At 54.2% G+C, this 15737-nt stretch carries 11 protein-coding genes; 6 read left to right on the plus strand and 5 right to left on the minus strand.

Annotation, left to right across the window (positions count from 1 at the left end):
* Complete coding sequence (locus tag K5658_RS16125; RefSeq protein WP_221064122.1) at positions 1-882, minus strand: NAD(+) kinase; 882 nt, start codon at positions 880-882, stop codon at positions 1-3.
* Between the two features lie 202 nt (positions 883-1084).
* Between K5658_RS16125 and hrcA the strand changes: the two genes are divergently transcribed.
* The 6 genes from hrcA to K5658_RS16155 all read left to right on the plus strand — a co-directional run bounded on the left by hrcA (position 1085) and on the right by K5658_RS16155 (position 8283).
* Positions 1085-2146 (plus strand): heat-inducible transcriptional repressor HrcA, encoded by a 1062-nt coding sequence (gene hrcA / locus K5658_RS16130; protein WP_221064123.1) that lies wholly within the window; start codon positions 1085-1087, stop codon positions 2144-2146.
* Positions 2147-2234: 88 nt separating this feature from the next.
* Positions 2235-2840, plus strand: coding sequence for a nucleotide exchange factor GrpE (gene grpE, locus K5658_RS16135; RefSeq protein ID WP_221064124.1), 606 nt, complete (start codon positions 2235-2237; stop codon positions 2838-2840).
* Between the two features lie 78 nt (positions 2841-2918).
* On the plus strand, positions 2919-4862 hold the full coding sequence (gene dnaK / locus K5658_RS16140) for a molecular chaperone DnaK (RefSeq protein WP_221064125.1): 1944 nt from the start codon (positions 2919-2921) through the stop codon (positions 4860-4862).
* Positions 4863-4988: 126 nt separating this feature from the next.
* The gene (gene dnaJ / locus K5658_RS16145; RefSeq protein WP_221064126.1) at positions 4989-6131 is read left to right on the plus strand and encodes a molecular chaperone DnaJ; all 1143 of its coding nucleotides are present in this window, start codon (positions 4989-4991) and stop codon (positions 6129-6131) included.
* A gap of 65 nt (positions 6132-6196) precedes the next feature.
* Complete coding sequence (gene dapB / locus K5658_RS16150; RefSeq protein WP_221064127.1) at positions 6197-7006, plus strand: 4-hydroxy-tetrahydrodipicolinate reductase; 810 nt, start codon at positions 6197-6199, stop codon at positions 7004-7006.
* Between the two features lie 68 nt (positions 7007-7074).
* On the plus strand, positions 7075-8283 hold the full coding sequence (locus K5658_RS16155) for a glycosyltransferase (RefSeq protein WP_221064128.1): 1209 nt from the start codon (positions 7075-7077) through the stop codon (positions 8281-8283).
* Between the two features lie 8 nt (positions 8284-8291).
* Here the strand turns inward: K5658_RS16155 and K5658_RS16160 are convergent, their stop codons facing one another.
* The 4 genes from K5658_RS16160 to K5658_RS16175 all read right to left on the minus strand — a co-directional run bounded on the left by K5658_RS16160 (position 8292) and on the right by K5658_RS16175 (position 15626).
* Complete coding sequence (locus K5658_RS16160) at positions 8292-10406, minus strand: Stf0 family sulfotransferase (RefSeq protein ID WP_221064129.1); 2115 nt, start codon at positions 10404-10406, stop codon at positions 8292-8294.
* Between the two features lie 94 nt (positions 10407-10500).
* The gene (locus K5658_RS16165) at positions 10501-10914 is read right to left on the minus strand and encodes a hypothetical protein (RefSeq protein WP_221064130.1); all 414 of its coding nucleotides are present in this window, start codon (positions 10912-10914) and stop codon (positions 10501-10503) included.
* Positions 10907-13948 carry a glycosyltransferase gene (locus K5658_RS16170; protein WP_221064131.1) on the minus strand — a complete coding sequence of 1014 codons (3042 nt, stop codon included), beginning with the start codon at positions 13946-13948 and terminating at the stop codon, positions 10907-10909. Before K5658_RS16170 ends, K5658_RS16165 begins: the two co-directional genes overlap by 8 nt.
* Positions 13949-14030: 82 nt before the next feature.
* Entirely contained in the window at positions 14031-15626 is a 1596-nt protein-coding gene (locus K5658_RS16175) for a sulfotransferase (RefSeq protein ID WP_221064132.1), read from the minus strand.
* Positions 15627-15737 lie beyond the last annotated feature (111 nt).

The following is a 15737-nucleotide window of genomic DNA, read 5'->3' on the forward strand; positions in this document are numbered from 1 at the left end:
CTAGCGGTAACCCGAACTCCAGTTCAGCTTGGCCCGGAGAATCCCGAAGAAATCGTAGTTCAGGGGGTGCAATATCCTGAACGGCTTGGCTTCCTTCCTGATTTCGATGCGGTCGCTGATCTCGATGTTCGGGATCGACACGTTGTCGCACACGACCTGGGCCTTGAACTGCTTGCTGGGACGGAAGGCGATTTCGATGATGCTATCGTCGGCCACCACGATGGGGCGGTTGCTGAGGGCGTGGGGGTTGATCGGGGCCAGGACGATGGCTTTCAGGGTGGGCGAGAGGATCGGCCCGCCCGCCGATAGCGCGTAGGCGGTGGAGCCGGTGGGGGTCGAGACGATCATGCCGTCGGAACGCTGGGAATTCAGGAACACGCCGTCGATGTAGGTCTCGATCTCGATCATGCTGGCCCGGTTCCAGCTATGCACCACCACCTCGTTGATGGCGGTTTGTTGATAAGCCACCTGGCCGTGCCGGTAGACCTTGGCCCTGAGGATGAAACGCTCCTCGGCGCTATAGCGGCCATCCAGGATTTCGCCCAGCCGCGCCACCACCTCGGACGGGGAAATATCGACCAGGAAGCCCAGCCGCCCCAGGTTCACCCCGATCAAGGGAATATCGAACTGGGCCAAATATCGAGCCGCCGTCAGCAAAGTGCCGTCGCCGCCGATCACGATGGCGAGGTCGCATTGCTCGCCGATCTCGGCGAAACTGCCGGTCTCGGCCACCAGCCCCGTCACGAACTCCGCGCAGTCTTTTTCCACCAAGGTTCTGAGGCCGCGCTGGACCAAATACCGGTAAAGCTCCGACAAGGTTTCGGCGATACGTTCGGCATCGGGCTTGCCGATCAAGGCTACGGTTGGGAAATGTGCTGACATGGAAGGTGGGTGGCTCGGGGATGGCGGGTGGGGTTCGCCCAGGCCGATAGTAGTGGGTTCCGATGAAAAGCGCTAGCCGGACGAACCCTCCGCCGGGCGGCGGCTAGTGATAGTATGGGCTTCTTGACACATTATCTGGGGGTTGCTAATTTCTGGCACTCGATAGCTTAGAGTGCTAAACCCTCCCCCACCGAGGACGCCCGTGTCGAATCCCCCCCAGCTGAGCGAGCGCGCCCAACACCTGCTCAAGGTGCTGGTGGAACGCTATATCAACGACGGCGAGCCGGTCGGCTCCCGCGCCCTGGCCCGCGAGGCGGGCCTGAACCTCAGCCCGGCGACGATCCGCAATGTGATGGCGGATTTGGAGGAACTCGGCCTCATCACCGCCCCGCACACTTCGGCGGGCCGGATGCCCACCGTGACCGGCTACCGCTTCTTCATCGACACCCTGCTGACGGTGAAGCCGCTGCAACAAGACCTCGTGCGCCAAATCACCCACAACCTGGACAACCACCAGGACACCCCGGACGACCTATTGGAAACCGCCTCGCGCCTATTGTCCGAGGTTTCCCATATGGCCGGGGTCGTGACCCTGCCGCGGCGCGAATCGGTGACTTTCCGCCATATCGAATTCCTGCCGCTGTCCGAGCAGCGGATTTTGGTGATCCTGGTCACCAACGAACAGGAAGTCCACAACCAAATCATCCACGCGCCCCGGCAGTTCTCCCCCGCCGACCTGCAAACCGCCGCCAATTACCTGAACAGCCTGTACGCGGGCAAGGATTTGGCCTTGATCCGCGAAACCCTGTTCCAGGACATGATGGAAACCCGCCATCAACTCGGCCAGGAAATCCGCGCCGCCGCCGAAATCGCCGGGCTGGCCCTGCAACCCAACGACCACCGCCGCAAGCCCTTCGTGCTGACCGGCGAGATCAACCTGATGGATTTCTCCGAACTCGCCAGCACCGAGCGCCTGCGCGGCTTGTTCGAGACCTTCCACCAGAAGGAAGACATGGTGGGGCTCCTCGACCGCTGCATCGAAAGCCCCGGCGTCAAAATCTTCATCGGCGAGGAATCGGGCCACCGGGCGCTCGACCAATGCAGCCTCGTCACCGCCTCCTATTCCATCAACGACCACGCCGTCGGCGTCCTCGGCGTCATCGGTCCCACCCGCATGGGATACGAACGGGTCATCCCCCTGGTCGATTTGACGGCGAAATTGGTGGGTGCCGCCTTGAATCACAAATCCCTGTCCCCATCTTAGCGTGAGGATTTTTTCCCGAATCTTCAAAAACCGCACCCGGACCCCACCCGGCGCGGACGACCCATCTTTGCCGAACACAGGAGCGACAATGAGCCAAGACGACGTTTTGCCGGAATCCGCGCAGATCACCGAAGACCCCGCCGCAGAAGCCGCCGAGACCCTTGAGCCGACCCCGGAAACCGAACAGCCCGCCGCCACGCCGACCGGGCCCTTGGCCGAGGCCACCCGCAAAGCAGAGGAAAACTGGGAGAAATTCGTCCGCGCCCAGGCGGAAATGGACAACCTCCGCCGCCGCGCCGAAAAGGATGTGCAGGACGCCCGCAAATTCGCCATCGAGAAATTCGCCCGCGAACTCCTGACCGTGGTCGATAGCCTGGAACTCGGCCTGCAAGCCGCCACCGGCGACGCCCCCGAGGTCGGCAAATTGCGGGAAGGCATGGAACTCACCTTGAAGCAATTGCTGGCGGCGCTGGAAAAGGCCAATGTCCGCCCCATCGACCCCGAAGGCGAGAAATTCAACCCGGAACTGCACCAGGCCATGGCGATGCAACCCTCCGCCACCGCCGCGCCCAACACCGTCATCAAGGTCTTCCAGAAAGGCTATCTGCTCAATGAACGCCTGCTGCGCCCGGCCATGGTGGTGATCGCCCAAGCCCAGCCCCAAGCCGCCCCGCGCATCGACGAACAAGCTTGAAATCCTTGGCCCCACCCCCATATCGGTCCACAAGCCGGCATTCAACCCTGATATAGACAAGTTTGGAGAATTATTAAAATGGCAAAAATCATCGGTATCGACCTGGGCACCACCAATTCCTGCGTGGCCGTGCTGGAAGGGGGCAAGCCGCGGGTGATCGAGAACGCCGAGGGCGCGCGCACCACCCCGTCCATCGTGGCCTTCACCCCCGACAACGAGGTGCTGGTGGGCCAATCCGCCAAGCGCCAAGCCATCACCAACCCCAAGAACACCCTGTACGCGGTCAAGCGCCTGATCGGCCGCCGCTTCAAGGACGGCGTGGTGCAGAAGGACATCCATCTGGTGCCCTACAAAATCGCCGAGGCCGACAACGGCGATGCCTGGATCGAGGTCAATGGCCGCAAGATGGCCCCGCCGGAAATCTCCGCCCGCGTCTTGATGAAGATGAAAAAGGACGCGGAAGCCTTCCTGGGCGAGGAAGTCAAGGAAGCCGTCATCACCGTGCCGGCCTATTTCAACGATTCCCAGCGCCAAGCCACCAAGGACGCGGGCCGCATCGCCGGCTTGGAAGTCAAGCGCATCATCAACGAACCCACCGCCGCCGCGATGGCCTTCGGCCTCGACCGCAAGCACGGCGATATTAAAGTAGCCGTGTACGACCTGGGCGGCGGCACCTTCGATATTTCCATCATCGAAATCGCCGAGGTCGATGGCGAACACCAGTTCGAAGTGCTGTCCACCAATGGCGACACCCATTTGGGCGGCGAAGACTTCGACCTCCGCATCATCGACTACATCTGCGACGAGTTCAAAAAAGAGAACGGCATCGACCTACACCACGATCCGCTGGCGCTGCAACGCCTGAAGGAATCGGCGGAAAAGGCCAAGATCGAACTGTCCTCCAGCCAGCAGACCGAAATCAACCTGCCCTATGTCACCGCCGATGCGTCCGGTCCCAAGCATCTCAACCTGAAGCTGACCCGCGCCAAGCTGGAAGCCTTGGTGGAAGACCTGATCCTCCGCACCAAGGGTCCGTGCGAAACCGCGCTGAAGGATGCCGGTCTCAAGCCCAGCGAAATCAACGAGGTAATCCTGGTCGGTGGCCAGACCCGTATGCCCAAGGTCATGGATTTCGTGCGCGAAATCTTCGGCAAGGAACCGCGCAAGGACGTGAACCCGGACGAAGCCGTGGCCCTGGGCGCGGCGATCCAAGGCGGCGTGTTGGGCGGCCAAGTCAAGGACGTGCTGTTGCTGGACGTGACCCCGCTGTCGTTAGGGATAGAAACCCTGGGCGGCGTGATGACCAAGCTGATCGAGAAGAACACCACCATCCCGACCAAGCAGAACCAAGTGTTCTCGACCGCCGAGGACGGACAGACCGCCGTGACCATCCACGTCCTGCAAGGCGAGCGCGAAATGGCGCGGGACAACAAATCGCTGGGCCGCTTCGACCTGAGCGATATCCCGCCCGCTTCCCGTGGCATCCCGCAGATCGAGGTGACTTTCGACATCGACGCCAACGGCATCCTGCATGTGTCGGCCAAGGACAAGGCCACCGGCAAGCAGCAATCGATCCGCATCACCGCTTCGTCCGGCCTCAGCGAGGAGGAAATCAAGCGGATGGTGCAGGACGCCGAAATGCACGCCGAGGAAGACAAGAAGCTGCATGAACTGGTGACGGCGCGCAACCACGCCGACGCCATGATCCACGCCGCCAACAAGACCCTGCACGAACTCGGCGACAAGGTCCAGGCGGACGAAAAAAGCAAGATCGAAGCCGCCATCACGGAACTCAAGGAAGCCATGAAGGGCGACGACAAGGAAGCCATCGAGCGGAAAACCGAACATCTGACCGAGGTTTCCGGTAAACTCGCCGAACGTTTATACGCCCAGCAAGGCGAAGCCGCGGGCACGGCCTCGGCGGCGGGCGGCACCCAATCCGAAGCCACGGGCGGCGGCAAGGGCGACCACGAGGATGTGGTGGACGCCGAGTTCGAGGAAGTCAAGGAAGACCGGAAGTAAGCCGCTCCTCCACCGCCCGCGTGGCCCTGGCCGCCCCGCGGGCTTTCCTAATTGCCACCGTCCCCATTCCATCGGTGGCCCAACCACCCGGCGGATGGGGCCGGATGGGGATCGAAACGAACAACCATGGCGAAAGAAGATTACTACGAACTGCTGGGCGTGCCGCGCAACGCCAGCGACGCCGATATCAAGCAAAGCTTTCGCCGCTTGGCGATGAAGTTCCACCCGGATCGCAACCAGAACAATCCGCAAGCGGAAGAGCAATTCAAGAAGATCAAGGAAGCCTACGACATCCTGTCCGACCCCAAGAAGCGCTCCGCCTACGACCAATTCGGTCATGCCGGGGTCGATCCCTCGATGGGCGCGGCGGGCGGGCATGGCTTCGCCGGGGAAAGCTTCAGCGATATTTTCGGCGATGTGTTCGGGGATATTTTCGGCGGAGGCACCGGGCGGCGGCGCGGCGGTAGCCGGGCGCAACGCGGCTCCGACCTGCGCTACAACCTGGAAATCAGCCTGGAGGAAGCCGTCTCGGGCACCGAGGTCAAAATCCGCGTCCCCACCTTCGTCAACTGCGAAGCCTGCGGCGGCACCGGAGCCAAGAAAGGCACCTCGCCCACCACCTGCTCCACCTGCCAAGGCCACGGCGTGGTACGGATGCAGCAAGGCTTCTTCGCGGTGCAGCAAACCTGCCCCACCTGCCGCGGCACCGGCCAGATCATCAAAGACCCCTGCCGTTCCTGCAACGGCCAAGGCAAGGTCCAGGAAACCAAGACCCTGTCGGTCAAAATCCCGGCGGGCGTCGATACCGGCGACCGCATCCGCCTAGGGGGCGAAGGCGAGGCCGGCGAAGCCGGGGGACCGCCGGGCGATCTGTACGTGCAGATCGCCGTCAAGGAACATCCCATCTTCACCCGCGACGGGGCCAATCTTTATTGCGAAGTCCCCATCAGCTTCCCCACCGCTTGCCTGGGTGGCGAACTGGAAGTACCCACCCTGGACGGCAAGGTCGTCCTCAAGATTCCGCCGGAAACCCAGACCGGGCGCTTGTTCCGGCTCCGCGCCAAGGGCGTCAAGCCAGTGCGCGGCGGTCCCCCCGGCGATCTGATGTGCCGGGTCCGGGTCGAAACCCCGGTCCATTTGAACAAAGACCAGTTGGAACTCATCAAGAAGCTGGACGAATCCCTCAGCGGCGGCGGTAGCCACCACAGTCCCCAAGCCCATGGCTGGCTGGATGGGGTCAAGCAATTCTTCGATAAACTCGGGCTATAACGCCCGGTTCCCGGCGGGCGCGGTTCCGCGCCCCTCCCCATTACTTCCGTTCGAGAGACACCACAATGATCCGAGTTGGCATCATCGGCGCGGCCGGCCGCATGGGACACGCCTTGATCCGCGCCTGCGCCACCACCCCCGGCCTGACCCTGGCCGCCGCCATCGAAAGACCCGGCAGCCCGGCCCTCGGCGCCGACGCGGGCGAATTGGCTGGACAAGCCAAGCTCGGCGTCCCCGTAACCGACGACCTGGCCGCGGCCATCGACGGTATCGATGTCCTGATCGACTTCACCCGGCCCGAATCCAGCCTCGCCGCCCTCGCCCTTTGCCAAGCCCACGGCAAGCGCCTGGTCATCGGCACCACCGGCTTCGGCCCCGAACAAAAAACCACGATCGAACAAGCCGCGCAAACCATCCCGATCATGCTGGCCCCCAATATGAGCGTCGGCGTGAACCTCTGCCTCAAACTGCTGGAAATCGCCGCCAAGATCATCGGCGACCACACCGACATCGAAATCATCGAGGCCCACCACCGCCACAAGGTCGATGCGCCCTCCGGCACCGCGCTCCGTATGGGCGAAGTGGTCGCCGCCGCCCTGGGCCGCGACCTCAAGCAATGCGCCGTCCATGGCCGCGAAGGCCACACCGGCGCGCGCGATCCAAAAAGCATCGGCTTCTCGGTGATCCGGGCCGGCGATATCGTCGGCGAACATACGGTCATGTTCGCCGACGAAGGCGAGCGCGTGGAAATCACCCACAACGCCTCCAGCCGCGCGACTTTCGCCAAAGGGGCGATGCGCGCCGCGCTCTGGCTGGCGGAAACCCCGGCCGGGCTCTACGACATGCAGGATGTCCTGGGCCTCAAGAATTATTGAGCCATTTTCCGGGGATAACCCCAACGATGGGGTTATCGCCAGCCCCGGCACCGCAGGAATAATCCGCCATGCGTATCCTGTTCATCCACCGTAATTTCCCCGGACAATTCCTCTATCTCGCCACCTACCTATCCCGCCAGCCCCAGGTCGAGGTGGTTTTCATCACCCAGCGCCAGGACAACCATATCCCCAATGTGCGCAAGCTGCTATACCAGCCGGTCGCCGACCCGAACCACCGCAGCCACCATTATCTGCGCGAATACCATGATTGGATCGCCCATGGACAAGGCGCGGCGAGGGCGGCTCAGCAATTAAAACAAGAAGGGTTCACGCCGGATATCATCTACGCCCACGTCTGGGGTGGGGAATTATTCATCAAAGATATTTATCCGAACGTCCCCCTGTTGGGTTATTTCGAGTGGTATACCAATGCCCATGGCAGCGATTTGGATTTCGACCCCGCCACCCGCCTGTCGCTGGATAACCTCCATGAAATCAGGATCAAGAACTCGCCGAAACTGGTGAGCCTCGCGGGTTGCGACCATGCGCTCACCCCCACCCAATGGCAACTCGAACAATTCCCCCGGCTATTCCACCCCAAGTTTTCCGTCATCCACGACGGGGTATGCACCAACTTCTACCATCCCGACCCCGAGGCCAAACTGATTATTCCGCGCCTGGGCCTGGATTTGTCGGACGCACAGGAGATCGTGACCTATGCGACTTCGGGCATGGAACCCTACCGGGGGTTTCCACAATTCATGCAGGCGGCCGCCCTCATCCAACGCCGCCGTCCCCGCTGCCACATCGTCGTGGGCGGACATGACGGCACTTTCTACAGCCAAAAGCGACCCGATGGCAAAACCTATAAGGAATACTTTTTGGAAACCTTGAACCTGGACCTCGAGCGCATCCATTTCATAGGCTTCCTCGAACTCGCCGCCTATGCGAAGCTACTGCAAGCCTCGAAAGTACATATCTATCTGACCTACCCTTATATCCTGTCGTGGTCCCTGATCGAAGCGCTGGCATCTGGCTGCCTTGTGATCGCGTCCGATACCGCGCCGGTGCGCGAGGTTGTGGAAAATGGGAAAAATGGTTGGCTGGTGGATTTTTTCTCGCCGGAAGCCATCGCAGACAAAGTGGATGAGTGCCTCGACCATCCCAATCATTTCCCAGCGATTCGGGAACAAGCCAGGGCGACCGCCATTGGCCGCTACGATGTACAAAAGACAATGGGTAAAATACTAGGCTTAATCAAGCAGATGATCGGCTGAACAGGTATCTAGTCAAATCCACGATATACGGAAAAATCTCTTTCAACCCCCCCACCGCAATTTTCGGCAGATAATATCCGCTCGCAATATGGCAATAACAATTCGGAAACCGCTTGGTGCATTTCCGGCGACGGATACTTAGTATTGTATTTCAATCCATCTTGATTAGCACAGGGCAATCCAGTTGCCTTGTCCATCAAACGTTGTGGCAATCCAGGTTTGGTGCCGTATTCCACATAGTAATCATAAAAAGGTTTTATTCGCTCCACGATATCCCGATGAATCAATTCTGGAAATCCTCCCGCCTCCTCAAGTATCGATCCCGACATGCTCCGGCAAGGTTTTCCGGAAAACCATAGCAGTATTTTTGGAACCTTTAAATACTTTGATATATTCAAATATCCGTTAATATACTTTTCAACCATATCGACATAGAAATCATAAAATGCCGCTTTATTTTTACGATACAGTTCGACATAGAGCCCATACGGCTCATGAATAGAAACCCCACAGCCATTCCCCAATCGGCTTACCCCAGCAGAAAGTCCGGACATCACCAAAACAATAGCAAACCTTCCTTTATTACAAATATCCAGCACCCATCGATTGCCGGGGTCAGCAAAGAATTCCACACCGGCACCACAAACCCCCAAATTCAATCCGTCAATATCCAGATATTTCCCCAACAACGATGGGTATGGTTTATCAACAAACCTGCCACAGGCATATTCCTGACCAATACATGAAAAGTACCTGTTTTTTATCAAAGCGCCCCCGTCACCTCTCACCCATAATTTTTTATCAGACAACTCATCCAAAACCTCAAAAAAACCATAATCAACAATTTCTATATCTTTTTCCTGCCAAGAGGACTTTACCGAGCAATCAAACTCATAAGCCTGCCCGGAATACATAACCTTGGCCGCAGTATCAACCTTGCTCGTATAACGCGATCCTTTTTGGATAGAATTGCCGACCGAGACCGAGACAGCAGCAGTCTCTCCTTGGCAAGCAAAAAAGCGCCGCGGCTTCGCTATATATCTCTTCCTGAATTTTTCACAGATTTGTTCTGACAACTCGGACCGCAAAACCTTTGTGTTGGTTTTCAATCTATCCAAGGCATTGGATTTATCCTCGACATCCAAAAAATGTAGGACTTCCTTTAAAGCCTTTTTTGGGTTTTTCGCCACACATTCATAATCAACAACCAAAGGCGTTATACCATGAGCATTCACAAGATTGTCCAAATACTCATATTGATTATTAATATCAATATATAGCCTATATATATCTTCCAAAAAATCATTACAAAAAGCAATTTCTTGCAATTTTTTTGAGTATTCATTTTTCTTCGTTTCGCTATAAATATGCCAAACACTTGTTTTTTGAGCGATACATGCCGAAACAGCCTGGGCAACCCTGTCATCCCGGTTTAAATATATAAATTTTTGAAAAATCTCACCAAATATACTCTGAAAACCAAATCCAGCTTTTTGAAAATCATATAAGAAATGGGCGATAAACTTTGTCCCAAAAACCCCATTCTCGGTCATCCTAGCCCCCATGACCTTACGCAGGGCTTCCATATAATTAAACTTGCATTTCAACGCCAATGTCGCCGAAGCCTGACGGATATGCTCTGCGGGATAACCTAAGATTCCAGTCGATTGCAAAAGATTACAAAAATACGTTGATCCTGCACGCGGGGCTGTGATTATGGCATAAGATAATACGGGCTTTTTTAGCACAATTGGACTTACATCTAATAAGTCCCTGCCAGTCAAAAAGTTTATAAAAACATCCGAAAAAAACTTAAGAATCGGTACCGACGGGTGGATTTCTTTCAAGCCATTAGCGGTCAAATTAAAGAAATAATTCTCATCATATATAGATGCCACTATCACAGCCGAAACATGAAAGTCTGGGTTAGCGGGTTCCAAAGCACCGAACTCGCCACTGACAACATCCAAATTACACAGCAATATATCTGGTTGCACCCCTAACTTCTCCCCCAAATAACCTACTATTTGGGTGTCAGCGATGATTAATACATTCTTGAGTTCGGCTATTTTTTTATAAAATCCGTTTTCACCCAGATGGTCCATAATCAATTTAGCATTCACATTTCCTCCCCATCCGTTTCACCAACCCCCCTATAATAATCGATTTCAACATACCCAAAAATTCGCGTCTGCCTTCGCAGTTCAAGTGCTGGAACTATTCTTGTCTCTCATTGGAAGAAGCAAGATGGGCTAGCATCGAAACAATAACAATGCCTCGTTTACGAGAGTCCATGGCATCTGAGTCCATAAAATTATCGCTGACTATAGATATATCAACTATATCTCCCTCAGAGAGATCTATTTTCGCATACAAATCAACCCGCTCCCCCATCGCCAAGCTTCCAGCAACCCATTTCTTTTTATTACATATAAGTGTAATATTATTTCCAGCATATTTAACCGATGAATCTGGATTCCATAAAGCGAACTCCAAGCCGCTCACATGATGAACAGCTTTGCATATAACCCGTAATTCACGGGTCATCCAGCCATCCACCCACAAAATACCTTCAACCGTTGTCACCGCCAAGTTTGGAATGTCAATAATGGACTCTGATTCTTTACTCATAGACGCCCCCCATTATAGTTTTTAATATGCCTTCAAAATCCGCTCTAAACCTACCAGGCGAACTATGGATAGACAAACTCTGTAATGCCGTCGCCCTTATCTTTTCCCAAAGTTCTGGATTCGTGTAAGCAGAAACCACCGCATCCGCGAATGAACCCGGAGAAAAATCCCTAGCCACAAAACAAGTCGTATCCCCTTCGGAATCGAATTCGGCAAGCTGAGTCGCCAATATGGGCGTCACTACCGCAGGCAACCCCAAGCCCATCGCCTCATGCACTTTATGGGGTATACCCGCAGCCACACGGGTCGGTGCGATAAACAGCCTTGCCTGTTCAAAATATAGGGACAAATCTTTGACGGGTCCAATAAAATCAAAACCTTCACTCCTCAACAAAGCAGGAACTTTGATCTTTGGATTCCAATAGCCGATTATTTTTACTTTTATATCAGGAAGCCGCTTTCTTATAAATGGGAACACTTTATTGGCGAACCAAACCAACGAATCATAGTTGGGCGATTCTTCGCTATGCACGGCACCGCAAAACAACAAGCCATCACGCTGCTCGAACTTTGCCGCCATGGGTCTGATAGCGATTTTATGTCCCAACAAATGAATTGGCGCGCACGCTATCCGATTAATTAACCTTTGGTCAAGCCGATTGACAGCTACAAAGTTATCTATAATGGCTGCATGCCCTTTCAACTCCTTTTCCAGTTGGGAAACAGGAATGGATTCTTCAAGACAAGATAGATCGGGGCTCCCCCCGTTGGCTAATTCATTTGTCAACCATCGCCTTACAGAAGCCAGTGCTTCTGTATCCAGAATTACCTTGCCATTTGGGTTTTCTATGCGCCATTTAGAAATCGCATCGGCATACCCAGGTAAATTATGGGTACGGCATAGCCATATCAAATCAATATTTTTAGGCGACTTTAAAAGAAAAGGCGCAAAACCTTTTAAAGCATCATCTTCCGAATAAATAATCTCGCAAAACGGTAAATCGATGGGCTCGATTTCTGGTAGTTTTTTATAAACCCAGATTTTGACCCACCACCCATGCTCGACGAATTCCCGTACAATATCTTCGCTTCGGCACAAGCCAGAACCAAGCTCTTTACGCGGCATAAAATCTTCGATCAACAAGACCTTGGGCATCTTACTCTTCGAGCGGTCCGAAGCAATCTCCGCATTGGTCGCGGAAGGTCTATGTTGTTTTGACAAGAATCTATGATTTTTCTTGACAAACTTAACCCTATTTCTTGCCATCAATGCTGTGGATATGGTACTTGGACGCCCCTTACTATAGCTAGCATATTCGTAATGAAAAACACCGATTCCTGGGTCGTATACCACCCGCCTCCCTGCCTCCCATATCCTGGCACACAAATCTGTTTCCTCATAATATCCAGGTGTGAATTGTTCATCAAATCCCTCCAAACTCCTGAATAAAGCGCTTTCCACAGCCAAAAAACAACCAGAGCAATAATCCACATCCCGCTGGAATTGAAAGCGGAGAGATAGAGGATTATCTCCACGCCCATAACCCCATGCCGACCCATCGCTCCAAACAATGCCTCCGGCTTCCTGAACCTCACAGTTCAATTTGATAATTTTGCCTCCAACCGCGCCAACACCTTGTGCCGTGTCGAAAACCTCCAAAACTCTTTCAAACGATCCTGGAAGGATTTCAATATCGTTATTCAAAAATACAAGGATTTTGCCTTTAGCGGCATGAACACCGGCGTTGCAGGCCGCAGGATAGCCCAACGGTTGATCGAACCTGATTAGTTTTACACCCGAGACGTACTTTTCAATTTCAACAGTAAGATCAGAGGAACCATTATCAACAATAATTACTTCAGCCAATGCTTCCTGACTAGACTTTATAAAAAGTTCCAATTGCTTTAACAAGCCAACCGTAAAATCAAAATGATCTATGACAGGTATGATTATAGAAAGCCTAGGCTCTTGGAACTCTGGAATAACAATATGATATCCTGCTTTGACCGCAGCGGTTTGGATTTGGCACCGTTTCTCATAAAGAGATTTTGCAGCATCTTCCGATATCGACATGCTTATTAAGGGGGCACAAGCTTTCAAATTCCTCTTGATGCCTATCGCCAAAAAATGTTCGAATGCGCCAAGATAGGCAAACCTTTTAATTTCATCCACAACCTGGGGATTATGTTCTAAATAATATTTGGTGTCGAAAAATCGATTGGGATTCCGGCCTTCACCGATCCCGTGGTAGATGAAATGGACTAGCGCATTAGCAGCCCCTTGCTTTCCAGTGTCACTGATATCCTTGACATCCTTATTATTCCTCACATAATAATCAATATCGAAATCGGGGAACGGAATTCTTCCATCCCGCATCCCACGCTCCATATAGTGTTGAAAATATGATTCAAACTCAGACGACGGACCAATCGCTTCTTTTATATCGGCATAACGCGAAGCATACCATTCCAGGTCGAACAAAGGCGTACAAGCCACACCCACAGCATTGCCATAGGTTATAAAATCAAAAAATAAATCGCGTACTGGCTTGCGCCCCAATTGCTGAAGATAAAAGTTTTTATTGAAAAACGGGGATGGGCTATGTAAAAAAGCATCGTTCCCCACCTTTCGGATATAGTATTGATAGCCGGAAACCAAGTTACCGGCATCAACGACTTGGCGCACTTCCGGGACCCTATCAAGGAAATACTTTTCATCGAACAACCAGTGGGGAGAAAGCCCCTTGGCCGCACCATATCGAAAATAATCCTCAATAATTCCCCAGGCGGGTTGGCGCTGCAAATACTTTGATTGCTGGGCATAATAACGGGCACAAAAATATGGCGATGGGCTGCAAAGCCTATCCTGGGCCATCTCATCGAAGTGCTCCTGATAGGTTTGGAACCGTCCACTTTGGATCGCAAGGACGGCTTCGGGGTTTCTTTCTTTGTACCAAGCCACATCCAGCCTGAATTCGCGCATCATGTAGAGTTCTTTTTTTGCGCCGCCGGACGAATCTTTGCCATTAGCCATATCACAACACCGTTTCTAAATGCTTTAGCCGCCGATTAATTACCTGGTTCCTGCACATCCCAATAAATCCAGGGAAGCATTTTTACCCGTAGCCCAAATCCACCCGGATGGATTGCAATATCCGCCCTACCCTAACCACAATATCTTGTGGGAATTTGTCTTTCGCACTAAGGGCACGATTTTGGTCTATAGCCTCCAAAGTTTTCCTCGACTTCTGGGGTGCTCGTAACCACGCCTCAAAATCAGGGATAACCTTGGCGGGCTGGCTTAGCACGTCCTCGAACCTAAGACTGAAATATTTATCCCGGCCCTGATATCCCAACTCCCGCACAAACTCCATACCCAAGCTTAATTGATGCAAGGTAGTATAAGCCATATGGATCGCGGGATGATCGAATTGGATCAGGAACGTTGATCGATTGGCCGCCCGATAGGCCAACGGCAGGGTGATCCTCCCAATCTGGTTATCCAAACGCGCCGTCATATGGGTACGCCGGAGGCAGGTATCCATAGGCTCCCGCAATAATTGGACATAGCGGGCCTTGGGAAAAGCGGCCCGCAACTCGGGCAGGATAAGCAGGTTTTCAGGCAGTTTGAAACCCCATAAGCGCCTCCGCCCGCTACCGGCTTGCTCCAGCATCCTAGCGGCGGCCAAGCGCAGTTTAGGCACGGCCAAGGCTTGCTGCCAAGCCGATGGGCATCGATATTTGCCCATCAAGGTTTCGTATACCGCCATGACCATGTCCAGGCAATCGCCGGAGGAATTGACCTGTTTGCCCATATAGATATCATGGTCTTCCGCCAGAATCGATAATAGGCGGGAACCCCCACCGCCTTTGGCGAGCAGGATAATCGGGGCTTCAATATCCGCGAGCAACGACTCCGGGTATTGGCCGAGCGACTCCCCAGGCTGCCGCCACCCCGTGTAGACGGTATTGATCGTGCGGAATGGCGTATATTGCCGCCAACGATAATTGATATATTCGTCGCAGCAGTTCTTATCGGCTTTGTAGGCGAAACTGGCGCGGTCCCGCACCTTGGTGGAATCATGGATAGTTTGGATGGGGTTACCTTGATCGTCCCGGTATTTGTGTATGGTAGGGGCGTCGATCACATAACAGGCATGGCCCCGCTCCCTGGCCGAAAATACCAAGCCCACACAGACCCCATGTATCCCTGGCAACGAATCGTCCGCCCTCGATCCTTGGGATTTGCGGACTAGCATGAAATGTTCGTCGATGAATTCCGCTTGGGCGAACAACCGGCCTTCGGCGAAGGTATTGCGGTAGGTTTTGGGGTCGCTCCAATGCCCCACGAACCGGCCCGATGCCAGATTCCCCACGACGCCGACAATCCCCCAGTTTGGATCGGCGGCTTCCAAGGACTCCAGGGATTGTTCGAACCGCGCCTGCCAACCCGGCTGCAAGTATACATCCTCGTGGACGATGGCGATTAATTCATGCTCGGCGGCAGCGATACCCGCGTTGATCGCCGCGGAAAGATTGGCATAAAACAGGTTGGCCGTATTATCGATGACCACGGTCTGATTGAGCGGGTCCACAGCGCAGGGCGAAAGGGCGAAATTATGCTCGAATTCGTCCGAAAACTTGACGACGACGAAACTGATCGGGCGCGTGGGCGGTTTCAGGGGCGGCGCGATGATGGGGAAATCCCGCATGGTTTGAAACTGGTAATCTCGATGGGTTCCGGTTTTAGGCGGCGGCGACATACCATAATCCAAGCCGACGCATCGTTTTCCACGATAAGGGGATAACCACCCCATCATACA

It is taken from the genome of Methylomagnum ishizawai (genome assembly GCF_019670005.1).
GTDB classification, from domain to species: Bacteria; Pseudomonadota; Gammaproteobacteria; order Methylococcales; family Methylococcaceae; genus Methylomagnum; species Methylomagnum ishizawai.